This window comes from Arthrobacter psychrochitiniphilus, assembly GCF_003185915.1.
In the GTDB taxonomy this organism is placed as follows: Bacteria; Actinomycetota; Actinomycetes; order Actinomycetales; family Micrococcaceae; genus Specibacter; species Specibacter psychrochitiniphilus.
On sequence record NZ_QHLZ01000002.1, the window covers coordinates 428930 to 450881 of the forward strand.

A 21952-nucleotide genomic window follows, 5' to 3' on the forward strand; every position below is an offset into this window, starting at 1 on the left:
ATAATTAGATTAAGTAAGCCTTAGCTAATCAAAGATAGTGACAGTCTGTCAAGATCTTAACGACACAGTGTCACTCAAATTGCTCAGAGGGGCGCAGCCCTCGGCCCTCCCTTAGTCAACCCCCTTGATTTTGACGACGAACACGGCGCCAAGCAGCCCAATCACGGCGGCCGCCACATACAGGGTCACATAGCCACCGAACAGGGTAACCAGTGGCCACGCAATGATGGGCGCAATGACCTGCGGCAGGGAATTAGCCACATTGATGACCCCCATATCCTTACCCCGGCTGGCGGAAGATGGCAGGACCTGGGTCAGGAGCGCGAAGTCCACGGCCAGGTACACCCCGTAGCCAATACCCAGAACCGCAGCGCCCACAATGGCTCCGGTCCAGGTTGGGAAAAAGGCAAGAATCAGGGCGGCGAGGGCAATGATTGCCGATGAGGCAATAACAAATGGTTTGCGCCTGCCCACCTTGTCAGTCCACCGCCCGCCAATGACGGCCGTGATGAGCGTCAAAACGGCGTAGATGCCCGTCAGGACCAGGACGCCGAACGCGGGATCCTTGTGATGCACGGCGTCAGTGAGAAAGAACAGCAAGTATAAGGTGACCAGGTGGTTGCCCACGTTGACCAGGAAGCGGGTGATCCACGCCCACGCAAAGTCCGGGTAACGGCGTGGTGAGATCCAAAAGCCGGCGATGAAACTCACCCAGCGAAAGGGCGACTTCTCCCTCGCATCCAATACTGGGTCATTGGCGAAAAACAAGTACGGCACCATGCCCACCACCAGGCCAATGGCGCAGATAATGAAACCGAGTGCGAAGTTTCCGGACACTACGGCACCAATGGCCGCCCCCACCAGGATGCCCACCACGGTGCCCATGGACGCCAACCCGCCAATGCTGCCGCGCTGGCGCACCGGAACCTGGTCCGGGATGGCCGCCGTGGTGGCGGCAAGCGCCCCGTTGCAGCCCAATTGCACCAGGCACCACAGGAGCGTCATGGCCGCAACACTGGGCGCACCCGCCAATCCCACCAGGCCAATGGTGCCCAGTAAGGCGCCGATGAAAACCCAGGGGACGCGCCGGCCAAAGCGTGAGGTTGTCCTGTCACTGAACGTGCCAAAAAGTGGGTTGGCAACAAGGGAGACAGCGGCACCTGCACCTGTCACCAACGCTAGAATGCCCTCTTTCTCATCGGCGTTAAAGGTCATGGCCTGCTGCCCCAGCAGAACTTGTATGGGGCCAAAGAAGGCGGCGTTAATACCCACGTTGACTAGCACAATAGACGCTGTCCAGCGGTGCCTGACATTGATTGTGGGTTCAGCCAACGCCACACTTTGGGCGGTGGGCATGGCTCCTGCATCTGCATCTTTGAAAGTCACGCCCGTGCCTCCCGCTCAGTCCAACTGATCCGTACCATCCTGAATTGCATGGCCCCAGCCTACGTGCCGAGCTACTTGCCGCGTCGACTTTGACGCTGACTCCGCGGAAGTGACCCTTTAGGAATCGGCGCTGGCGGAAGTAGCGCTGCCGGAAGTTGCGCTGCCGGGTAAAGATCGCCCTGCGCTGGCTCGAATTAATTCAATGATTTTTAATCCTTCCACGGAATCGGCCGGATCCACCGGCACTGGGCCGCCCTGGGAAATAGCGTCCGCCAGCAGTTCATAGAAAACTGAAAAATCTCCCCGTTCGGTGGGGACCGGTGCGGCCTCCCCCGCCCGCCACACATTTCCCCACTGCTCCGGGGACTCAACACCGTAGCTTGCATCACCCGGGCGGATCCCTGCCTGGAGCTGCGCTTCTTGGATATCGCCATCCTGCTTCACATAGGCACCTTCCGAGCCCAGCACACGCAGCCTCGGGCCTTTATGCGCGGCTGTCAGATTCATCCAGAGGTGAGAAATCACCCCGTTGGCATGTTCCAACGCAACGAAAGCATCGTCGTCGGCCATTTCTGCCGGGCGCCTGGCGGCCAATTCCCCATGGACCCGCGTCACGGGGCCGAAAAGTTCCAACGCCTGATCAATGAGATGGGTGCCCAGATCGAAAAGGATCCCGCCACCTGCATCCACTGTTGCCTGCGCCTTCCAGGCCTTGGTGATGACTGGCTGCCACCGTTCCAGACGGGATTCGAAACGGTGGACCGAACCGAGGGCACCGTCAGCGAGTAGTTTCACCAGCGTGAGGTATTCCCCGTCCCAGCGCCGATTTTGGTAGGTGGTGAGAATTTGTCCGCGCGCCTTGGCCAGGGCAATCAACGCCTCGCCCTCAGCGCTGCTCGGTGTGAAAGGCTTGTCCACCACTACCGCGCAGCCTGCTGCCAACGCCCGGCTTGCCAGCCTCACGTGTGTAGCTGGCGGGGTGGCCACCACTACCAGGTCAAGGTTTTCATGACTGTTGGCCCCATCCCCTGTGGCGCTATCCCACTCCTCGCGGGAGAGCACCCGGGCACTTGGATGGGCTGCTAGTGCCGCGGCTTGGCGGGCCGGATCCGAGGTGACAATGACGTCCAAACTAAACGTATCCAACGCGGCGATTGACGGGGCATGGAAAACACTTCCCGCCAATCCATATCCCAAGACTGCCGTGCGGATTCTTTGTTCCATGGGTCATACCCTACAGTCCGGGTTACCATGTGATCCATGACCTTGCATGCGCCCCGAATCAGTTCCCCTTTGCGTCCCGAAGAACAGGCTGCCCTGACACGGACCCTCGCCGACAGTGATGATGTGACGGTATTCGTGGACGGAACCGCGCACCGTCTTGATACTGGTGCGCGGGAAGCCGTGCTGGACCTCCTGCGCCGGCTTTCGCAAGGGGACGCCGTGAATGTAGCCAGCATTGCTGAGCTACTCACCACGTCTCAGGCCGCAGAACTGGCCGGGATCTCCCACACCTTTCTGCGTAACCTTACGGATCGAGGCGAGATTGCTGTGGAATACCGCGGCTCGCACCGGCGCATCCGCCGTCAAGATATTACGGACTGGTTAGCCAGCCAAAAGGTCTCAGTGCCGGGGAGCCCCCCCAGTAGCCCGCTTTCCGGCTCGCGCGGACCGGTGCTCGCCCTGACCGGCGCTCACCCTGACCGGCCAGCCGCGGCCGCACGTCCCTTCAGCGCACCTCTTTGAGGGCGCCAAACCAGCCAATTTTTTGACAATAATTTAGTGAGGACGGTACATCATGATCATTGGCGTTCCAGAAGAAGTAAAGAATAACGAATTCCGCGTGGCCCTCACTACTTCCGGGGTTCATGAACTGGTCCGTAACGGGCACACCGTGCTGGTCCAGAACGGGGCCGGAACTGGTTCAGGTATCAGTGACGCCGAGTTTGCCTTAGCTGGCGCGGAACTCCTTGGGGATCCCGGTGAGATCTGGGCTCGCTCTGAGATAGTGGTCAAAGTCAAGGAACCCGTCAGCAGCGAATACGGCTACTTCCGCAAGGGGCTGGTGCTGTTTACGTATCTGCACCTGGCTGCAGAGCCGGAACTAACGCGCGCACTCATGGATTCGGGGGTCACGGCCATTGCGTACGAGACCGTTCAGGTGGGACGGTTTCTTCCCCTGTTGGCACCCATGTCAGCTGTGGCAGGGCGCCTGTCAGTACAGGTAGGAGCCCAGTACCTGACTGCCCCGTTTGGCGGAAAGGGCATGCTCTTGGGAGGGGTTCCGGGTGTTCGCCCAGCCAATGTGGCCATCCTGGGAGCGGGGGTCTCTGGCACCCAGGCCGCGGCCATGGCCATTGGCGCCGGCGCCGACGTGACCATCATGGACATTAACATCCCGCGGTTGCAGGAACTGGATGACGATTACCATGGCAGGCTCAAAACCGTGGCCTCTAACACCTTGGAGATCGAGCGATCACTACTGCAGGCAGATCTGGTGATTGGCTCCGTGCTGATTCCCGGCGCCAAGGCCCCCAAGCTTGTCAGCAATGAATTGGTGTCCCGCATGAAGCCGGGCTCGGTTTTAGTAGACATCGCCATTGATCAGGGCGGCTGCTTTGAAGATTCCCGGCCCACCACACACGACAATCCCACCTTCACTGTCCACAATTCACTGTTTTACTGTGTGGCAAATATGCCCGGCGCGGTACCCAACACTTCCACCTACGCACTGACCAACGTCACCTTGCGCTACGTGGTGGCCCTGGCAAACCGTGGCGTGGCCGCCGCGCTTGACGCCGATCCAGCCCTGCTGGCAGGGCTCAACGTGGCTGGCGGCTCCATCACGCACCATTCGGTTTCCACGGCACATGGCCTGCCACTGAGCACTGACTGGCGCGTGCTCGTATGAGGCTTCATCGCCGCAGTTAGGGGCTCGTGGGCTCGTGGGCTCGTGGGCTCGTGACCATCCTGCGACGTGGTTGCAGTTGAACGCCTGTTGCCTTGCGCTCCTTTATTCGCACCGTGGGCTGACGTAGCGTGATTTGTAGAGATACTGCTTGCCAAAAGCGTGGCTGCCAGAAAAAAGTGGCGGCTCAGAAACGCGGCAGCTCAGAAGCGGTGTGCAAGCATCGCATCCACCTACGTCTCATCGGGAGGCCGTCATGAGGACATCATCAGCTCTGGTACTTTTGGCAGGAATCGTCCTGGCATTGGGAGGATGCACGGGAGGCAACCGGGGCGGCTCAGCAAGCCCGGCGGCCAGCGACACAGCCGCCAGCAAAACGGCCACCTCCTCCCCCACTTCAAGCCTGAGCACCTCAAGCACTGGTGGGATTGGGGCACCAAGCCAGGATCCGGCGTCGTCCTCGACACACGCAACAGCTGCGCCCACCACGGCAACCTTGAGCCTGTACTTCATCGCCGAGCACGATTCCGGCGTCTCTGGACCGGCGGTGGGCTGCGGGGATAGTGCGGTTGCCGTAAAAAGCGCGCCCGTAACTTATACGGACCCCGTCCAGGCGGCGCTGCAAACACTTCTCGATAACCATTCGAAGAGCTACGGACAATCAGGTCTGCTCAATGCTCTCTGGCAATCTGCTGTTGCGGTGTCCTCAGTTGAGCGGTCGGGGACAAGCATTACGGCCCACCTCACGGGCACCTTGGTGATGGGCGGGGAATGTGACATCCCGCGGGTGGAAGCGCAACTTCTACTCACCGCCAAGCAGGCCGCCGGAGCACCTGTGGCGATCACACTCAATGGGCAACCGCTCAGCGCGGCACTCAGCCTGAAGTAGCGCGCACTAAAGAAAAACTTTTGATGCCTATTTAGCAACATTGGTTATATCCTGAGCACGTGAACACTTCAGCCTCCGACGCCTACGCCGCCGAAACCCTGTCCGAAGAAGCCGTCGACGCCCTGACGCGAGCCTCCGCCAGCACACTGCCCCCGGGCGCGCACAGGCATGAAGCCCTGCTCTCTGCCCGGGCTGCCAACATCAAGCAATCAGCCGTCCGGGATGTTTTCGAAATTTCCATGCAGCCGGGCCTGGTGTCCTTGGCCGGAGGCAACCCTTACCTGCAGTCACTGCCGCTGGATCGGCTGGCCGCTTCGGCGTCCGCCATCATTGCCACGCACGGTCTGGAGGCCCTGCAATATGGCGGCGGGCAGGGCACCTTGGAACTGCGGACCCAAATTTGCCAGGTCATGGCAGCGGAGGGAATTCTCGATGCCGATCCGGAGAACGTGGTCATCACGGCCGGATCGCAATCCGCGCAGGACGTGGCGGCGAAGGTTTTTTGCGATCCAGGCGATGTCATCTTGATCGAGGATCCCACCTACGTTGGCGCACTGAACACTTTCGAGGCGTACGAAGTTGACGTACAGCCAGTGATTGGCGATGAGCACGGCATTGTCCCTGCACTGCTGCGGGAGCGCATTGCCGCGTTACAGGCCGAGGGCAAGCGCATCAAGCTGCTCTACACCATCCCGAACTTCAACAACCCCTCCGGCGTCATGCTGGCACGGGAACGGCGCCAGGAAATTGTAGATATATGCCGTAAAGCAAATATCTTGGTACTGGAAGATAATCCCTACGGGCTCTTGAAGTTCGACGGCGTTCTCCCGGAGCCCCTGCGTGCGGCCAACGCTGAAGACGTGCTGTACTTGGGCTCGTTCTCCAAGATTTTTGCACCGGGGCTGCGCATTGGCTGGGCCCTGGTCCCGGCACATTTGAAGCAGCGCTTCTACCTGGCTAGCGAGGCCGTGACCCTATGCCCGCCCACCTTCAATCAAATGCTGGTCAGCGACTACCTGAACAACTACGACTGGCAGGGCCAGGTCAGCACCTACCGTGCGCTGTACCAGGAGCGCTGCACGGCATTGCTGCAGGCCTTGGCCGAGTTCATGCCGGACACTGTCTCCTGGACCAAACCCGAGGGCGGCTTCTTCGTCTGGCTGAGCCTGCCTGAAGGGATCGACACATACCCGCTGCTGCACAAGGGGATCGATGCCGGTGTGGTGTTTGTTCCTGGCGCAGCATTCTCTCCCCAGCAAGGCCCCAGCAACAAGCTGCGCCTGGCATTCAGCGCCGTACCTCCGGAAACGTTGCGTGAAGGAGTGAAGCGGCTGGCTCCAGTTCTGGCCGAGGCGATCGCCGGGGTGTAGCGGAGGCCCTGCCCGCAGCCGCCATGTACGGTAGCTACACAGAAATGCCGCCGTTTGACGTAAATGCCCTAGTTTGAACCATGGCATTTACGTCAAACGGCGGCATTTTTCACAAGGCGCGGATTTTCTGACCGGTTCAGTCCAGCAGGAGTGCCGGCTCTTCCATGATGGCGGCAACGTCAGCCATGAATCGGGCTGAGAGGTCGCCGTCCACCACGCGGTGGTCGAAGGATCCGCCCAGCGTGGTGATCCAGCGCGGCACAACCTCACCATCCACCACCCACGGCTTTTGTTTGATGGTACCAAAGGCCACGATTGCCACCTCGCCCGGGTTGATGATGGGCGTGCCCGTGTCAATGCCCAGTGCGCCGATGTTAGTGACCGTCAGCGTGCCGCCGGCCATGTCCGCCGGTGCCGTCTTGCCTGACCGCGCGGTTGTGGCCAATCCATTCAACGCAATGGCCAGTTCCTTTAAGGAAAGGTCCTGTGCGTCCTTGATGTTTGGCACCATAAGCCCGCGCGGCGTGGCTGCCGCAATGCCTAGGTTCATGAAGTGCTTGATGATAATTTCATCGCCTGCCCACGTGGCGTTGACGGAGGGGTTGCGTGCGGCGGCCCAGATGACGGCCTTGGCCAGAATCAGCAGGGGGGAAACTCTAATGCCCTCGAAATCGCGTGACGCCTTGAGCCGCTTCACAAATTCCATGGTCCGTGAGGCGTCCACATCAACAAAGATGCTGACATGCGGGGCCGAGAACGCGCTCTCCACCATGGCCTTGGCGGTCGCCTTGCGGACACCCTTGACCTTGATGCGCTCAATGCGAGGGTCATCTTGGCGCGGGTTTTCCACCTTGCCGGTGGCGGGAGTTGAGGCTGACCAGAACTGGGCTGACTGGCCCGGAGCTGATGCGCCCTGGCCTTCTCCAGCCGCGCGCTGATCTTGGTAGCTGAGCAGATCCTTCTTGGTCACTTCGCCGCGCACTCCGGAGGCGGAGACCAGACTTAGATCGATACCCAGATCCTTGGCAGCCTTACGCACCGGCGGTTTTGCCAACACGCGATTGGATTTTGCTTGCGCCGAGAGCGCAGTGTTTGCCGCCGGGAACTGCGGCTCTGCCTGAGCCGAGACCGGAGCCGAAGATGGGTCCCCATTCGGAGCGGAAGGGGCCGGGGTGGAAGGGGCTGCAGTGGAAGGGGCTGCAGTGGAATGGGCTGGAGTTTTCCGCGCACGGCGCTTGACGGCGTCAGCCTTGGGTCCAGAACCTACCAGCGGCTTTATCTGCTCTGATTCGTTCGGCACCTCGGAGGCGGCGGGGGCCGGACCCTGAGCCTCGGCTGAAAAACCCTTGGAATCACCGGCTGGCGCCTCAGAGCCAATGGCGATGATGGGTGTTCCCACGTCAACCGTGTCACCTTCAGCAACCATCAGCGCCGCAACTACTCCCGCGTAGGGTGAGGGCAGTTCAACAAGCGACTTGGCTGTTTCAATCTCCACAATCACGTCATTGACGGCCACAACATCGCCGGCCTTGACCTTCCAGGAGACAATTTCGGCCTCCAAAAGGCCCTCGCCAACATCGGGCAGCTTAAAGAAATTCTGGGTAGACATGGGAGGCCTTCCTAGTATGCGAAGGCGCGGTCCAGCGCCTCCAACATGCGGTCAATGTCCGGCAAGTAGTGCTCTTCAACTCGGGCTACCGGGTACGGCATATGGAAGCCACCCACGCGGATGGCAGGTGCCTCCAGCGAGTAAAAACAACGCTCACTGATGCGTGCGGAAATTTCCCCGCCAATGCCACCAAAAGTTGGAGCCTCGTGGGCCACAACCAGGCGGCCAGTCTTCTTCACGGACGCTTCAATGGTGTCAAAGTCGATCGGGGAGATGGAGCGCAGGTCAATGACTTCCACACTGTGACCATCCTCGGCAGCCGCGTTGGCAGCAGCCAGGGCCACGGGGACCAGCGGGCCGTAGGCCACAAGGGTGGCGTCGCTACCTTCGCGCACTACATGTGCCTTGAACGGATCCCCCGGGCTCTCCTGCGTATTGACCTCACCCTTGAGCCAGTAGCGGCGCTTGGGTTCAAAGAAGATCACCGGATCCTTGCACTCAACGGCCTGCTGGATCATCCAGTAGGCGTCATTTGCGTTGGAGGGGGTGATGATACGCAGCCCCGGAGTGTGGGCAAAGAGCGCCTCGGGAGATTCAGAGTGGTGCTCAATGGAGCCAATACCGCCACCGTAGGGGATACGGATGACCACTGGGGCGCTGAGCTGGCCGTCGGAGCGGGTATGAATTTTAGCCAGCTGCGTGGTGATCTGGTTGAACGCCGGGAACACAAAACCGTCAAATTGAATCTCGCAGATGGGGCGGTGGCCGCGCAAAGCCATGCCCAAGGCGGTCCCAATAATGCCGGATTCCGCCAGCGGCGTGTCCATGACACGGTGGGCGCCAAATTCCTTTTTCAGGCCTTCCGTCACACGGTAGACCCCGCCCAGAGAACCAATGTCCTCACCCATGAGGAAGCTCTTGGGATCATTGGCAAGTGTTGCGCGCAGACCTTCGTTGATGGCCTTGGCAATGGTCATTGTGCTCATGCTGCGCCGCCCTGGGTCTGCGAATTCTCGGTATTTTCCTCAGCAAAGGACGCCTCATAGTTTTCAAACCAGGCCAGCTCTTCGGCCACCAGAGGGTGGGCCTGCGCATAGACCGTGGCAAACTTTTGGCGAATATCCGCCCCACCCATCGCCAATGTGGCGCGGCGGACATGGGCAGCCAGCTCGTCGCCGTCGTTTGTTACCTGTTCAAAGAACGCCTCATCAGCCAATCCTGCGGCACGCAGGTACGTTTCTAGCCGGTCCAATGGGTCCCGGGTTTTCCACAACTCTTCTTCAGCACTCATACGGTATTTGGTGGGGTCATCGGCCGTGGTGTGTGCGCCCACGCGGTAAGTGGAGGCTTCGATGAATACGGGGCCATGGCCATCGCGGGCATGCTCCAGCGCCCATCGGGTCACGGCGTAGACGGCCAGAACATCGTTGCCGTCAACGCGAACGCCCGGGATGCCATATCCGGCAGCGCGGTTGACCAGCGGAACCTTGGACTGAACCTCGAAGGGAACGGAGATAGCCCAGTTGTTGTTTTGGCAGAAAAATACCACGGGGGCGTCGTAGGAAGCGGCGAACACCATGGATTCGTGAACGTCACCCTCACTGCTGGAACCGTCACCAAAGTAAGCCACCACGGCGGCCGGCTCGGTTGTGGGGTCAGCTGCCAGATCGCGCGAGATGCCCATCGCATAGCCCACTGCGTGCAATGTCTGCGCGGCGAGCACCAGCGTGTAGAGATGGAAGTTGGTCTCGCGAGGATCCCAGCCGCCATTGGAAATGCCCCGGAAGAGCTTCAAGAGATCTGCCAAATCCAAGCCGCGCGTCAACGCCACCCCGTGCTCACGGTACGTGGGGAAGGCATAATCGGCCTTGTTCATGGCACGGCCGGAACCAATTTGGGCGGCTTCTTGGCCAATAACAGGAACCCACAGGGCCAGCTCACCTTGCCGCTGGAGGGCGGTTGCTTCCGTGTCGAAACGGCGCACGATTGCCATGTCGCGGTAGAAACCACGCACAACTTCAGGGTCCAGCTTCTCAATGTAAGGGCTAAAGGTGGCGTCGTGATGAATGGCGCCATGCTCATCAAGGAGCTGGACTGCCTCATCTGGGCCCACTGTGGCTGCGCGCAGGACGCCGGCTGAGGTCCCCGCTTGTGGGCGCGTCGATGCCTGGGCACTGGTGCGCGAATTGCCTGTGTCAGCTTGCTGGGCGGTGCCCATGCTGTCTCCTCGTCTGCCAAACCCAGGGCTTCAAGCGCCCCGCCTCGACTCGTTGGTACCGATATATGCCACCTACGGAATGCATTCCGGGGGGCGCATATATATACGTTTTCGATTTACAACTGTATCGGTAGAGCCCGGCAAAACCTGCCTTTGTTAATCGCTAGGAACGCCGTGGCTCTTTTGTATAGGAAGCACAGATTTCAAGGAATCGTGTGTTTGCTGCCGTTTCCCCGATGCTGACCCGCACGCCCTCATCACCAAAGGCCCTCAATGAGAGGCCGTGGCTCTGTGCCAATGTTGCAAACTCTTGACTATTGGCACCCAATGCCAGCCACACAAAGTTGCCCTGGGCATCGGGAATCTCCCATCCCAGTTTCTCCAGGCCCGCCACAACGCGGTCACGTTCCTCCACCAGGCTTTGTACTCTTTCCACAACCTGGTCATTGTTTTCCAGCGAGGCGACCGCTGCGGCTTCTCCGATTCCGGAGACGGCAAACGGTGTTGCGGCGGCGCGCAAATATTGGCTGATCCAAGGCTGTGAAATTGAATATCCAACCCGCAACCCAGCCAGCCCATGCGCCTTGGAGAATGTCCTAAGGGCAATCACATTGGGGTACTTACGGTACAAATCCAGGCCACTGACGGCATCTTCCGCACGGACAAACTCCTGGTAGGCCTCGTCGATGACTACTACGACGTCTTGGGGAATGCTACGGATGAACTCTTCTGTTTCCTCCGTACGCAGCACGGTGCCGGTGGGGTTGTTGGGCGTGCACAACAGCACTACCTTGGTGTTGTTGGTGACGGCGCCAGCCATTGCTTTGAGATCGTGGCTGCCATCAGCGCGGACCGGGACCTGAATACTCTTGGCGCCGGCAAGCCCAACAGAAATGGGGTAAGCCTCGAAGGACCGCCACGCGTAGACAACCTCGTCCTGCACGCCGTTCTCATTTTGTCCAGCAAAGGCCGCAAGGATCTGATCCAGCGCCCCGAGACTTCCTGTGCCTGTGACAATGTCATCAGCTGACACGTTCAAGAATGCGCCGAGCGCCGTGCGTAGTCCAGTGCTACTCGGGTCCGGGTAACGGTGGACATCCGTGGCGTTGCGGATCGCGTCCAGAACTGCAGGGACCGGACCTAGCGGGTTTTCATTGGAAGACAATTTGAAGCTTTCCAGCCCAGGGACGTCTTCCGGCGGCTTTCCCGCAGCGTATTTAGGCAGGCGGGCAACTACAGGGCGAGGCCGCACCGAAGAATTGGCAGCATTCATCTCAGTCATACCCCCAAGCGTAGCGGCCGAGGGGCCCCACGCGAGCGGAGTGAGCCCGGGGAGGGTGCTAGAAAAGGATTCATTGCAGCCGTCTGCTGCTGGACTATGTAACCATGGGGACATGCGACGATTCATCATTCAAGTAGTCATCAACGCCGTTGGGCTGTGGCTTGCCAGCTGGATCCTGCCCGGCATGCACATCGCGTCCGCAGCGGTTCTTGAGTCCAATTTGGGCGGACCCGAAGGCACTGCGGCTACCGTCAATACGGTCTTGGGGTATTTGTTTATCGGCCTGGTATTTGGGGTAGTTAATGCGCTGGTGAAACCGATTGTGAAACTGCTGTCTTTACCGGTGACTATTTTGACATTGGGTTTGTTCACGATCGTTATCAACGCTGCCATGTTGTGGCTGACCGCTTGGCTAAGTAGTTATACTCCGGTCGATTTCAGCATTGATGACTTCTTCTGGACAGCCATCTTCGCCGCGCTCATCATCAGCGTGGTGTCCATGCTGACTGGGAACCTGAGAAAGTACGATACTCGGCACTAAGAACTTCCTGCCTCTAACGGACGCCGAGTTTGTAGCGGTCACTTTTTTCACTTTTGTTCTTCGTCCCGGCCCCTTTTTCGGATTTTGTTCCGGACCTGGGCTGATCGTCGACGTCCTTCCCTTGGAAAACCCATTTTGTCCCTGCCACTGCCGCTCCAGCAACGCCAGCGCCCAAAATTGTTTTGATGGCCTCTCTGGATCCGTCAGTTGCCGAATTTTCGGGATTGTCTAGGGCTGCGGCGTCGTCAAGATAGTTGTCGAGGGAGTGGGCTTCCTTGAGGATGTCCCCCAAATCCGTCCCCTCGGGCAGAGGGGGCCGGTGAGAAGTCACCGTCACCCAGTTGGGAGTTGGGGCGGGTGGGCCGAAGTCTGCTGCCGTCACGAGATCGTGCTCATTTTCCAGATCCAGCACAGCTGTACTGGCGGGAACCTCCGCGTTCCGTGCAGGTGCTCCTGCAATGACTATCATCTTCACATTGACCTCGGCCAGAAAAGCCGGATCTGCGGCCGCCGCCGCAGCATGGATGCCGCCGCCACTGTGGCCGGTGAGGAGCACTTCTTCCCCTGGCAAGGCCCCCGCAGCCCTGAGAGATTCCTTGATGAGCTGCTGCATCAGCACTTCCTGTTGTTTGAATGCTTCTGCTTGGGCAGCTGTCAGCCCCTCCAAGTTCCCTTCCATATCGAAGGGGTTGGCACTATCCACCGTGGACCAGTCTTCAGTTCCCGGAAGGTGGACCAACCAAACCGGAGTGCCGTCGGGCCGCTGAACACGTACCACCCCGATGGACCCGGGCGGATATTTGTAGGCGTCGTTACTTCCATCCAGCAGGCCCTCAATACTTGCTTTGACCGTCCAAGGCCGGCCCTCGGTCGAGGAGGCATGCCCTGACGGGAAGGAAGGCTCAGCAGAGTCCCATTCCTGCGCCGGAAGCTGCCGAACCACCATATGACCGGGATGGGCCAATCCGGCCGTATCAAATAGTTTTCGGAGCACAAACGCCTGCTTAACTCCGGGCGTGCTGGTCCCCTGCCCCCGGAGTTGGGAGAGCAGGTACGCCATCCCAAAGCCCGGACCCAATAGGCCTGCGCCGTAGGGTCCAGCATCATTGAGAATCTTCTCCACCACATCCCGCAACCCGGTTCCTGGCTTGCGTAACGACGTCGCGATGTTTTGGGCAACTCCAAAGAGTGCCAGCGGGCCCAACGAGCCAGCATGGAGGCCCTGACGAAGTGCAGCAAGACTTTCCAGCCGTGCCGTGATGGCTGCATTGCGCGCTTCCGCGGCAGCATAACTAGCACCCGCTTGAGCCGTCTTGCGGGCAAGTGCGGCGGTGTCTTCCTGCACACGCCTGCCGGCCCACAGCGCATTGAGCAGTGCGTCAAGTGGGCCGTGGGGATAGGGCGCTGCTCCCGCAGCAGCTCCGTTTAGCCAAAACCATTCCGCCTGTATTCGCTCCACGAGCGAGAGCATATCTCTGGCTAGCTGGCCCAACTCGACACCGGCCCCAGCAATCTCCGCCAATGTGTAGCTGACGGATCCTGGGCCGCCCTCAACGGAAAACACTGTCCGCTCCTTATATTCTTCAGCCATATCCTCCACCCTCTGCCCTCCACCCCGGCGTTTCGCTGCCTTACTGTTCCCGCACCCTGGCCCGGGCCATCCCACGGCACGGGCACTGTCACCGGCGCTGGCAGTAAGACCCACGATTTAACCCGTCACGGGAAATACCACCCTTCTACTCGGCTCATCTCGGCGGTACCCACACGATTCCGCCAGTATGCGGCCCGTCTAGGCCCGGGCGCAGGCATGACTGCGCACTGGTGCTTAAGAAAAGCCCATAGCTGCGAGTCTCATCCGCTGCATTCTCAATGGCCCTGACCACGGCCAGTATCGCCATGTTCCGTTCGGTCAGCGCATCTCGGAAAGCAGCTGCCGCCGGCGACTTCCAATCCACAGAAACTAGCTGGCCCAGTTGCAGCCGGAGGCCCTCAATATCAGCTGCGATTCCTGCCAGCCTCTGGGCCAGTGCCGCCACAGCATCTGGCGGCGGTCCAGCCCTGGCTCCCGGTCCACCAAGAAAATCTCCTGCCCCTGCCATCTGCGGCACCACCTTTTAAAGAAACTCTCCCGAAATGCCCCCGTGTTGCCAGCCTAAAAGTCCACTCTTTACTTGCGCTACATCCCTGCCTTGGATTGTGGCCCGTCCGGGAGGAAGCCACCGCTGTGGAGGAATTGGCGGTTCATGGAAGAATTGGCACCATGTCTGATTCCGCAAACGCCACAGCCCGCATCCCTTCCGGCCGTAAGTCCCTGGCCGCCTCCTCTGAGCGCATCGCTCTGGGCCCACTCGATGGCCGCTATTTCGGTGCTGTTGCACCTTTGGTTGACTACCTCTCCGAGGCCGCCCTGAACCGCGACCGCGTGGGTGTTGAAGTCGAGTGGTTCATCCACCTGACCAACAACAACGTGCTGCCCGGTACCGAGCTGCTGACCGCTGAGCAGCAGGCTGGCCTGCGCGGCATCGTCACCGAGTTCGACGCCGAATCCGTCAAAGAACTGGCCGACATTGAAAAGGTCACGGTCCACGACGTCAAGGCCGTGGAATACTTCATTGGCAACCGTCTTGCCGCCCTGGGCTTGGAGCGCCTCAAGCCCCTGGTCCACTTTGGCTGCACCAGCGAAGACATCAATAACCTCTCATACGCCGTAGGCGTCAAGGGCGCCGTCGAGGACGTCTGGCTACCCGCAGCCCGGACCCTGGTCGCCAAGATCGCCGCGATGGCTGAGGAAAACCGCGCCGTCCCCATGCTCTCCCGCACGCATGGCCAGCCGGCCACGCCCACCACCTTGGGCAAGGAATTGGCCGTCACCGCCTTCCGCCTGACCCGCCAGCTGGACCGCATTGCCAAAACCGAAATCTTGGGCAAGATCAATGGCGCCACCGGCACCTATGCCGCCCATTACGCTTCCGTTCCCACAGCTGACTGGGAAGCGGTTGCCAAGTCCTTCGTTGAGTCCCTGGGCCTGACCTGGAACCCGCTGACTACCCAGATCGAATCGCACGACTGGCAGGCTGAGCTGTACGCCGATATGGCACGCTTTAACCGCATCCTGCACAACCTGTGCACTGATGTGTGGAGCTATATTTCCATCGGCTACTTCGCCCAGGTTCCGGTTCCCGGCGCCACAGGTTCCTCCACCATGCCGCACAAGGTCAACCCGATCCGCTTCGAAAACGCCGAGGCCAACCTTGAGATCTCCAACGCACTCCTTGACACTCTGGGCGCCACTTTGGTCACGAGCCGCTGGCAGCGCGACCTCACAGACTCCTCTAGCCAGCGCAACATTGGCGTAGCCTTTGGCCACTCCATACTCGCCATCAACAATGTTTTGGGCGGCCTGGGCCGCCTAGACACTGCAGAGGCCGTGCTGGCCGACGACCTTGACCACAACTGGGAAGTCCTCGCCGAGGCCATCCAGATGGTCATGCGCGCCGAGGCCATCGCCGGTGTTGAGGGCATGGACGATCCTTACGAGCGCCTGAAGGACCTGACCCGCGGTCACCGCGTGGACGCGGACCGCATGCAGGAGTTCGTCTCCGGATTGGGCCTCTCCGCGGAGGCGCAGGCCCGCCTGTTGGACCTCACCCCTGGCAAGTACATCGGCATCGCAGAGTCCTTGGTGGACCACCTGAACAAGTAACACCCCCTCCGCCGTTTTTTGGCGAAGATGAAGTACGACGGCGGCACTGAAGTTTGCGCAGGCGAGTTCTAGAATCCGCCGCATCAAGCGCACCTTGGGTGCCGCCGTCGTTTATGGAAGCTAGGCGCGGCAACTCAAGGATCAGTTATGGAGGACACGGCGCTTAGCCGCTTCAAATTCGGCCGCGGAGAGAGCCCCTTGTGAAGATAGTTCAGATAGAAGTGCAAGTTCAGTGGCAATTGAGCGTTTCGCCGGCGCCGCACCAACGTTCGATAATAGGTGGTTTCCTGAATCGATAGAGACCGATGCGGCCCCGTTTTTCTTCCGCCGTGAAACGCGATCGAAGACATATGCTCCGAGCACCATAACGCCGAGAGTAGTGAGTGTCATTCCTAACGGAATCGGCAAGTGGGCGGATTCAAGTGCCGAGCCGTGCGAACCACTGTTACCTAAAACGGCCACGGCTGCGTGGATCCCTTACGGACTCAGAAGCAATTCGGCGCCCCCAAGGGAATACCGCAGTCAGCACAGCGTTCAACCTCCCAAATCGTCGAATTGGCTACGACACCGGTCTGGAGGAGCTGGGCATCACCGTAAATGCCCAGGTGCGATAGCCGTTCGCCGAGATTGGTGGCACGTGGGGCATTAGTTGTCCGAAATACTTGGGTCATGGTGAACCCGCAGGCTCCAGCATTGCTATGACTCGTCCCAGGAAGCACACTAGGCATTCGTTGTAGCGAGGGGTTCCCATTGAATTTCTCAGCTGAAGAAACTCTCGATCAGCCTCATTCTCGCAGGTACCGTGGTCATTGGGGCCAAAAGAATCATCCATGGTTTTTCCTTTCCATGGATCCAAACTTCCAGTTCAGGAATCCGCGCAAAAGGGCAACAACGAGTTTTGTAAACAAGGTCCCGGCGGCTGCAGCTTTGAAAGGAATGAACACTGAGGATTCCCGGCCACTGTGGCACACCCATGCTGTGTTTCCGACGACAATCCGGGGCCGCGAGCAGTGTTCGCCGTTAGGTTTGGCTGTATGAACAATGGTGATATTACTTTCCACACGCGCAAATGGGTCCGCCCGGAGGACCTCAACGCCAACGGCACCCTCTTCGGCGGCAGCCTGCTGCGCTGGATCGATGAGGAAGCGGCCATCTATGCGATCGTCCAACTCGGCAACGGCATGGCAGTGACTAAATACATGTCGGAGATCAATTTTGTCTCGTCCGCTGTCAAGGGCGATCTCATTGAAATGGGCCTGACAGCCACTCATTTTGGCCGCACTTCATTGACAATGCGCGCCGAAGTACGCAACATGTTCACGCGGAAATCAATCCTGACCATCGAAAAGATTGTGTTCGTGAACTTGGGCTCTGACGGCAACCCTGCTGCCCACGGTTATGACTGCATCACCTACGACCGCGACAGGTTGCCCATGCACCTAAAAGAAGTTGACCAGTAGCGCCTCTACCGTTCCTGCTGGAAGGCAACGATCCGCTCGAAACCTTCGCGGACGGTGCTGTACCCGCCAGCAAAACTCAGCCTGACCGTGTCCGTTCCGGCCACCGAATCAAAGTCCAGCCCGGGCACAACCGCAACCCCTGCCGATTCCAGCAACGCCGCACAATACGCAGCCGAATCGGCAAATCCGTCCATGGCTGCACCTAGGTTTGCGTAGAGGTAAAAAGCGCCGTCCGCGGGCGCAGCATCGCCCCACCCCAACCGGTCAAGGTTGGCCAGCAAGTACTCCCGAGTACGGGCATATTCGGCCACAAAATTATCGGCCGCCTCATAGGACGCCTCGCTGAACGCCGCCACGGCCGCCATCTGGGCGGGAGCTGGTGGGCACAGGGCCACGTTCCCAGCGAGTGCATCCACGGTGTCGATGAGGTCATCGGGCACAATGGCCCAACCCAGCCGCCAGCCCGTCATGCCCCAGTATTTGGAGAAGCTGGAAATCACGACGGCGCAGCGGTCAAGTTCCCAAGCGCACACTCCGCGCGGGTTCTCCGCACCGGATTCCGGGTATGCGATGCCGTGGTAAATTTCGTCGCTGATGAGGCGTACTCCCGCATCCGCACACCACCGGGTGAGTGCTTCGAGCTCCGGTTTGGACACCATGGTTCCGGTGGGGTTTGCGGGGGAAGCCAGCATTAGCCCGCTCAACCGTCCGTGTGTGCGTACTGCCTGCTCAAGTTGTGCTGGTGTGGGCTGGAAGCGGGATTCGGGGCCGCAGTCCAGCTCCACCACTTCCACACCCAGCGAACTCAGGATGTTCTTATATGCCGGGTAACCTGGCCGGGCCAGGGCTACACGGTCACCGGCGTTGAAGGCTGAGAGGAAAGTCAGCACAAAGGCGCCGGAGGAGCCGGTGGTGACGGCCACGTTCCGCGCCGGGACAGCGAGCCCGTACCAGCGCCGGTAGTGTCCGGAGATGGCTTCGCGAAGCTCGGCGATGCCCAGCGCCGGGGTGTATGTCAGTGGTGTTCCGGCCGCGTGGATCGCGGCTGCTGCGGCCGAGACCTCCGCCGGCGCGCCACTGCCGGGTTCCCCTGCGCACAGTGAAATGACGTCCCGCCCCTCGGCACGCAGTTCGGCCACGCGTGCCAGGATGTCCATGACCTGAAAGGGCGGTACTTGGGCACGGCTGGCAACAGTGAGCGGCTTGGTCATGGGAACTCCTTGGATGCTGCAGCTGGAACGGCCGGTGGAATCACGGCCAGGATCCCAGCTTGTCACACGCAGCAAGCATTACCCCTACGCTGGTGGGGTGAGTGAATACACGCAACGCAGCGATGAAGAATTGATTCAACCCATCATTTTGCTGGTGGACCGGGAAGATCCGGCAGGGGAACACCACGGTATTGCGGCTGCCGCCCTGGCCTCCGTTCAGGCGTTCCTGCGCGACCCCGAGAACCCGGATTGGCAGGATTGGTCCTCCGCGGCATTCGGCAAGACGGTGCGCCGGGCCGACGCAAAAATGTTCGCCAAGGTGCTCGCAGCGTTCCCGGAGCATGCGCTAGTCGAAGTTGGCGAAGGACGCGCCGCGGGTCTGCCACCCATGCCCGCCGCCGCACTGCCGAAGCTGCTGGCCAAGCTGCAGGTTTCCGGCACCCAGCTGCCCCGCGGCGAACCGCTGCCGCCGGCACCGTTGACGATTGTACTCAACGCCTCCCTGGAGATGTCCACGGGCAAGGCCGCCGCCCAGGCCGCCCACGCACTCTTTGCGTGGGTTTTGGAATCCAAACCCGGCACGGTGGAGGCCTGGGTGGCCGACGGTTTCCCGTTGAGCGTGCTTGAGCTCCCGGCGAAGGAGTTCCGCAAGGGTGCACGGAAGTCAGCCGGGCCCGTCATTCAGGACGCGGGCCGGACCGAGATTGAGCCCGGTTCCACCACCGCCTATGTGAGCGCCACCAAGGTGCGCTAGCGGGCCCAACCACCGCATAACGTAAAGAACGACGCCGGAACCTAAGTTCCGGCGTCGTTCTATAGTTGCGCTGTGGATCAGTTGCGTCAGCGCTACTCGGCGGCGGCGAGCTGGCCGCAGGCGCCGTCGATCTCCTTGCCGCGGGTATCGCGCAGCGTGGTGGGCACGCCCAGATCGATCAGCGTGTTGATGAACTCCGCCATGACAGCTGGCTCGGAGGAGGTCCAAATGGAGCCGGGGGTGGGGTTCAGCGGGATCGGATTCACGTGGACCCAGCCGCGGCCGCGCGCGTTGAGCTTCTTGGCGAGCATCTCGGCACGCCAGGGGTGATCATTCATGTCCTTGATCAGCGCGTATTCAATGGACACGCGGCGGCCGGTGACCTTGTAGTAGTTGTACGCGGCGTCCAGCACCTCATCCACCTTCCACTTGTCGTTGACCGGGATCAGCTCGTCGCGCAGCTCATCATCCGGGGCGTGGAGGGAGAGCGCGAAGGTGATGGCCACACCTTCTTCCGCCAGCTTCCTGATGGCCGGGGCCAGGCCCACGGTGGATACGGTGATGCCGCGGGCGGACATGCCCAGACCCTCGGGGGCTTCGGCAACCATGCGGTGCACGGCGTTCATGACGCGCTTGTAGTTCGCAAGCGGCTCACCCATGCCCATGAAGACAATGTTGGTGACCCGGTCGGCGTCGTGCCCGCCATCGCGGCGCAGGTTCCCCAACCCACCCTCGGCAATCACGCGGTTGGCCTGGACAATCTGGTCCAGGATCTCCGCCGTGGACATGTTGCGGGTCAACCCGGCCTGGCCCGTGGCGCAGAACGGGCAGTTCATGCCGCAACCGCACTGGCTGGACACGCACAGGGTGATCCGGCCGGGGTAACGCATGAGCACGGACTCCACGAGGGAACCGTCAAAGAGGCGCCACAGGAACTTCACGGTGTCCCCGTTGTCCGTGGTGAGGCGCTTGATCTCTGTCAGCAACTTCGGGAACATGGTCTCGGTGATCTCGGTGCGGCGGTCCTTGGGCAGGTCACTCATGCGCTCGGGATCGGTGGTGTAGTGCTGGAAGTAGTGCACGGAGAGCTGCTTGGCACGGAACGCCGGCAGGCCCATCTCCTTGAACCTCGCCTCACGTTCGGGCAGCGTCATATCCGCCAGGTGCACCGGTGGCTGAGAGACGCGCGGGGACTTGAACTGCAGCAGCGGGCGGCCTTCTGGGTTCTTAGCCTGATCCCAGCCCTCCGTGGCAGGCATGACCTGGGCCGGGCGGCGGGCAGCGGAACGGGCCTCGGCAGTCCGGCTCTTGGGAGCGGTCGTGGTTTTGGCATCGTTCGCGGCGGAAGCGGAGACGGCGGGGCTGGGAATGTTTTTGGGGGAAGTCATCCTTTCCATCATCCCCTACTTCCCCTTCAGTGTCCCGCGTCCGCCGCCAAGATCACATTTTTTCCTTGACCGCACGGCGAAATCTCCACCCGGAGTGCCACGCCGGCAGGCACTTGAAACAACTAGGCTGAGGACATGTTCTCCCTGTTTTTGGCCGCAATCCTTGCCGCCACCTACGTATATTTGCGCCGCAAGGATGCCCGTATGCTGCGCAACGGAATTGTCTTGGTGGCTGCTTGCTGGTTCACGCTCACGGGCGTTGCCGACATTCTCTCCCAATGGTTCCCGTGGACAGCCCTGATAGCGCTCAGCATCGTGGCCCTGACCCCGCTGGCCGTTATTGTCCTGGCCGGGTTTCTTATCAGCAACGGTGTCACCATGTTGCGCCGTGAGGGCCGGAGCATCGGGAACCTGCTATCCCTGCTGGCCGGCATTGCGTTACTGGGGCTGCCCGTCCTGGCAGTTCTACTCGTGGCCACACTGAACCCGGTAGCCATTGGCTTTGCCGCACTGTTGTTCTCGCTGTGCAGCTACTTTGGTGTGGTGTTCGTCGTGTTCCTGGCTTATGCGGTTGCCTACGGGCGGATGAAACACACCGTTGAACCGGATTCAGTTGTCATCCTCGGTTCGCAGATCATCGACGGTACGGTTCCTCCCCTGCTGCGCTCACGTCTCGACAAAGGCCTTGCGATGTACCGGGAAGCCCTCAGCCCCAACGGTCCCGCTAGGACGGCGCCGCTGTTGATTCCCTCCGGTGGACAGGGTGCCAACGAGTCCCGACCCGAGGGCGAGGCCATGGCCGAATATTTGCTCATGGCAGGGGCGCCAGCGGGCCATGTGGTGGCCGAGGAGAAGGCCGCCTCCACAGCGGAGAACCTGCAGTTTTCTGCTGCGGTGGCCCGCGAGCGCGGGAAAGGCGGGGCCATGGTTGTGGTCACGAATAACTACCACGTCCTCCGTGCAGCGCTGCTGTCCCGCAAGCTGGGGCTCGACGCGCAGGTGGTGGGCTCCCCCACGGCCCGCTATTATTTGCCCAGCGCGTTCCTCCGCGAATTTGCCGCCATCCTGCGCGAACATAAGAAACTCCACCTGATCCTGTGCCTGCCCTTCGTGGCATTGAGCGTGTTCGGCACATGGCTGCTGGTGATGTCCAGCCAGTAACTGGCGTGCTTCCTCGCCAGCACGCTCACCACCCAAGGACCACCGCGTCCGGCTGCGCTTCCCGGCTTGTGC

General features: G+C 60.6%; 19 protein-coding genes. 9 read left to right on the top strand and 10 right to left on the bottom strand.

The window, feature by feature from the left end; genetic code table 11:
* Window positions 1-111: 111 nt before the first annotated feature.
* Both CVS29_RS05285 and CVS29_RS05290 read right to left on the bottom strand, forming a co-directional pair.
* Window positions 112-1356, bottom strand: a complete 1245-nt coding sequence (locus CVS29_RS05285; protein WP_110105271.1) for an MFS transporter — start codon at window positions 1354-1356, stop codon at window positions 112-114.
* Window positions 1357-1503: 147 nt separating this feature from the next.
* On the bottom strand, window positions 1504-2610 hold the full coding sequence (locus CVS29_RS05290) for a Gfo/Idh/MocA family protein (RefSeq protein WP_110105272.1): 1107 nt from the start codon (window positions 2608-2610) through the stop codon (window positions 1504-1506).
* Between the two features lie 36 nt (window positions 2611-2646).
* On the opposite strand from CVS29_RS05290, the gene CVS29_RS05295 reads away from it, so the two are divergent.
* The 4 genes from CVS29_RS05295 to CVS29_RS05315 all read left to right on the top strand — a co-directional run bounded on the left by CVS29_RS05295 (window position 2647) and on the right by CVS29_RS05315 (window position 6553).
* Window positions 2647-3132 (top strand): helix-turn-helix domain-containing protein, encoded by a 486-nt coding sequence (locus tag CVS29_RS05295; RefSeq protein ID WP_110105273.1) that lies wholly within the window; start codon window positions 2647-2649, stop codon window positions 3130-3132.
* Window positions 3133-3184: 52 nt separating this feature from the next.
* Window positions 3185-4297 carry an alanine dehydrogenase gene (ald, locus tag CVS29_RS05300; protein ID WP_110105274.1) on the top strand — a complete coding sequence of 371 codons (1113 nt, stop codon included), beginning with the start codon at window positions 3185-3187 and terminating at the stop codon, window positions 4295-4297.
* A gap of 253 nt (window positions 4298-4550) precedes the next feature.
* Complete coding sequence (locus CVS29_RS18175) at window positions 4551-5183, top strand: hypothetical protein (protein ID WP_146212995.1); 633 nt, start codon at window positions 4551-4553, stop codon at window positions 5181-5183.
* A 59-nt stretch (window positions 5184-5242) separates the two neighbouring features.
* Window positions 5243-6553, top strand: a complete 1311-nt coding sequence (locus CVS29_RS05315; protein ID WP_110105277.1) for an aminotransferase-like domain-containing protein — start codon at window positions 5243-5245, stop codon at window positions 6551-6553.
* Between the two features lie 136 nt (window positions 6554-6689).
* Here CVS29_RS05315 and CVS29_RS05320 read toward each other — a convergent pair whose 3' ends face one another.
* From CVS29_RS05320 to hisC, 4 genes are all read right to left on the bottom strand, one after another.
* The gene (locus CVS29_RS05320) at window positions 6690-8162 is read right to left on the bottom strand and encodes a dihydrolipoamide acetyltransferase family protein (RefSeq protein ID WP_110105278.1); all 1473 of its coding nucleotides are present in this window, start codon (window positions 8160-8162) and stop codon (window positions 6690-6692) included.
* 11 nt (window positions 8163-8173) lie between these two features.
* The gene (locus tag CVS29_RS05325; protein ID WP_110105279.1) at window positions 8174-9148 is read right to left on the bottom strand and encodes an alpha-ketoacid dehydrogenase subunit beta; all 975 of its coding nucleotides are present in this window, start codon (window positions 9146-9148) and stop codon (window positions 8174-8176) included.
* Window positions 9145-10380: a pyruvate dehydrogenase (acetyl-transferring) E1 component subunit alpha gene (gene pdhA / locus CVS29_RS05330; RefSeq protein WP_110105280.1), complete on the bottom strand. Its 1236-nt coding sequence runs from the start codon at window positions 10378-10380 to the stop codon at window positions 9145-9147. The genes CVS29_RS05325 and pdhA overlap by 4 nt, the downstream gene beginning before the upstream one ends.
* Window positions 10381-10543: 163 nt before the next feature.
* The gene (gene hisC, locus CVS29_RS05335; RefSeq protein ID WP_110105281.1) at window positions 10544-11662 is read right to left on the bottom strand and encodes a histidinol-phosphate transaminase; all 1119 of its coding nucleotides are present in this window, start codon (window positions 11660-11662) and stop codon (window positions 10544-10546) included.
* 112 nt (window positions 11663-11774) lie between these two features.
* Here hisC and CVS29_RS05340 point away from each other — a divergent pair, with 112 nt between their 5' ends.
* On the top strand, window positions 11775-12203 hold the full coding sequence (locus CVS29_RS05340; protein WP_110105282.1) for a phage holin family protein: 429 nt from the start codon (window positions 11775-11777) through the stop codon (window positions 12201-12203).
* A gap of 13 nt (window positions 12204-12216) precedes the next feature.
* Here CVS29_RS05340 and CVS29_RS05345 read toward each other — a convergent pair whose 3' ends face one another.
* Both CVS29_RS05345 and CVS29_RS05350 read right to left on the bottom strand, forming a co-directional pair.
* Window positions 12217-13794: a hypothetical protein gene (locus tag CVS29_RS05345; protein ID WP_110105283.1), complete on the bottom strand. Its 1578-nt coding sequence runs from the start codon at window positions 13792-13794 to the stop codon at window positions 12217-12219.
* Between the two features lie 154 nt (window positions 13795-13948).
* Window positions 13949-14302, bottom strand: coding sequence for a WXG100 family type VII secretion target (locus CVS29_RS05350; RefSeq protein WP_110105284.1), 354 nt, complete (start codon window positions 14300-14302; stop codon window positions 13949-13951).
* Window positions 14303-14463: 161 nt separating this feature from the next.
* Here CVS29_RS05350 and purB point away from each other — a divergent pair, with 161 nt between their 5' ends.
* Together purB and CVS29_RS05360 are read left to right on the top strand one after the other, a co-directional pair.
* A complete protein-coding gene (gene purB / locus CVS29_RS05355; protein ID WP_110105362.1) occupies window positions 14464-15906 on the top strand; it encodes an adenylosuccinate lyase in 1443 nt (480 codons plus the stop codon).
* A gap of 1034 nt (window positions 15907-16940) precedes the next feature.
* Complete coding sequence (locus tag CVS29_RS05360) at window positions 16941-17366, top strand: acyl-CoA thioesterase (RefSeq protein WP_110105285.1); 426 nt, start codon at window positions 16941-16943, stop codon at window positions 17364-17366.
* Window positions 17367-17371: 5 nt separating this feature from the next.
* Here CVS29_RS05360 and CVS29_RS05365 read toward each other — a convergent pair whose 3' ends face one another.
* Window positions 17372-18577, bottom strand: a complete 1206-nt coding sequence (locus CVS29_RS05365; protein WP_110105286.1) for an aminotransferase class I/II-fold pyridoxal phosphate-dependent enzyme — start codon at window positions 18575-18577, stop codon at window positions 17372-17374.
* On the opposite strand from CVS29_RS05365, the gene CVS29_RS05370 reads away from it, so the two are divergent.
* Window positions 18576-19331, top strand: a complete 756-nt coding sequence (locus tag CVS29_RS05370; protein ID WP_146212996.1) for a peptidyl-tRNA hydrolase — start codon at window positions 18576-18578, stop codon at window positions 19329-19331. The two genes, CVS29_RS05365 and CVS29_RS05370, sit on opposite strands and share 2 nt — an antisense overlap.
* Before the next feature lie 92 nt (window positions 19332-19423).
* Here the strand turns inward: CVS29_RS05370 and rlmN are convergent, their stop codons facing one another.
* The gene (rlmN, locus tag CVS29_RS05375) at window positions 19424-20590 is read right to left on the bottom strand and encodes a dual-specificity RNA methyltransferase RlmN (RefSeq protein WP_245932081.1); all 1167 of its coding nucleotides are present in this window, start codon (window positions 20588-20590) and stop codon (window positions 19424-19426) included.
* Between the two features lie 264 nt (window positions 20591-20854).
* On the opposite strand from rlmN, the gene CVS29_RS05380 reads away from it, so the two are divergent.
* Window positions 20855-21880: a YdcF family protein gene (locus CVS29_RS05380; protein WP_218867968.1), complete on the top strand. Its 1026-nt coding sequence runs from the start codon at window positions 20855-20857 to the stop codon at window positions 21878-21880.
* Window positions 21881-21952 lie beyond the last annotated feature (72 nt).

Bases quoted from the DNA above. Each gene is read 5' to 3' on its own strand.
- CVS29_RS05285 (WP_110105271.1), bottom strand. From the start codon at position 1,356: ATGCCCACCGCCCAAAGTGTGGCGTTGGCTGAACCCACAATCAATGTC.
- CVS29_RS05290 (WP_110105272.1), bottom strand. From the start codon at position 2,610: ATGGAACAAAGAATCCGCACGGCAGTCTTGGGATATGGATTGGCGGGA.
- CVS29_RS05295 (WP_110105273.1), top strand. From the start codon at position 2,647: ATGACCTTGCATGCGCCCCGAATCAGTTCCCCTTTGCGTCCCGAAGAA.
- ald (WP_110105274.1), top strand. From the start codon at position 3,185: ATGATCATTGGCGTTCCAGAAGAAGTAAAGAATAACGAATTCCGCGTG.
- CVS29_RS18175 (WP_146212995.1), top strand. From the start codon at position 4,551: ATGAGGACATCATCAGCTCTGGTACTTTTGGCAGGAATCGTCCTGGCA.
- CVS29_RS05320 (WP_110105278.1), bottom strand. From the start codon at position 8,162: ATGTCTACCCAGAATTTCTTTAAGCTGCCCGATGTTGGCGAGGGCCTT.
- CVS29_RS05325 (WP_110105279.1), bottom strand. From the start codon at position 9,148: ATGAGCACAATGACCATTGCCAAGGCCATCAACGAAGGTCTGCGCGCA.
- pdhA (WP_110105280.1), bottom strand. From the start codon at position 10,380: ATGGGCACCGCCCAGCAAGCTGACACAGGCAATTCGCGCACCAGTGCC.
- hisC (WP_110105281.1), bottom strand. From the start codon at position 11,662: ATGACTGAGATGAATGCTGCCAATTCTTCGGTGCGGCCTCGCCCTGTA.
- CVS29_RS05340 (WP_110105282.1), top strand. From the start codon at position 11,775: ATGCGACGATTCATCATTCAAGTAGTCATCAACGCCGTTGGGCTGTGG.
- CVS29_RS05345 (WP_110105283.1), bottom strand. From the start codon at position 13,794: ATGGCTGAAGAATATAAGGAGCGGACAGTGTTTTCCGTTGAGGGCGGC.
- CVS29_RS05350 (WP_110105284.1), bottom strand. From the start codon at position 14,302: ATGGCAGGGGCAGGAGATTTTCTTGGTGGACCGGGAGCCAGGGCTGGA.
- purB (WP_110105362.1), top strand. From the start codon at position 14,464: ATGTCTGATTCCGCAAACGCCACAGCCCGCATCCCTTCCGGCCGTAAG.
- CVS29_RS05360 (WP_110105285.1), top strand. From the start codon at position 16,941: ATGAACAATGGTGATATTACTTTCCACACGCGCAAATGGGTCCGCCCG.
- CVS29_RS05370 (WP_146212996.1), top strand. From the start codon at position 18,576: ATGGGAACTCCTTGGATGCTGCAGCTGGAACGGCCGGTGGAATCACGG.
- CVS29_RS05365 (WP_110105286.1), bottom strand. From the start codon at position 18,577: ATGACCAAGCCGCTCACTGTTGCCAGCCGTGCCCAAGTACCGCCCTTT.
- rlmN (WP_245932081.1), bottom strand. From the start codon at position 20,590: ATGCCTGCCACGGAGGGCTGGGATCAGGCTAAGAACCCAGAAGGCCGC.
- CVS29_RS05380 (WP_218867968.1), top strand. From the start codon at position 20,855: ATGTTCTCCCTGTTTTTGGCCGCAATCCTTGCCGCCACCTACGTATAT.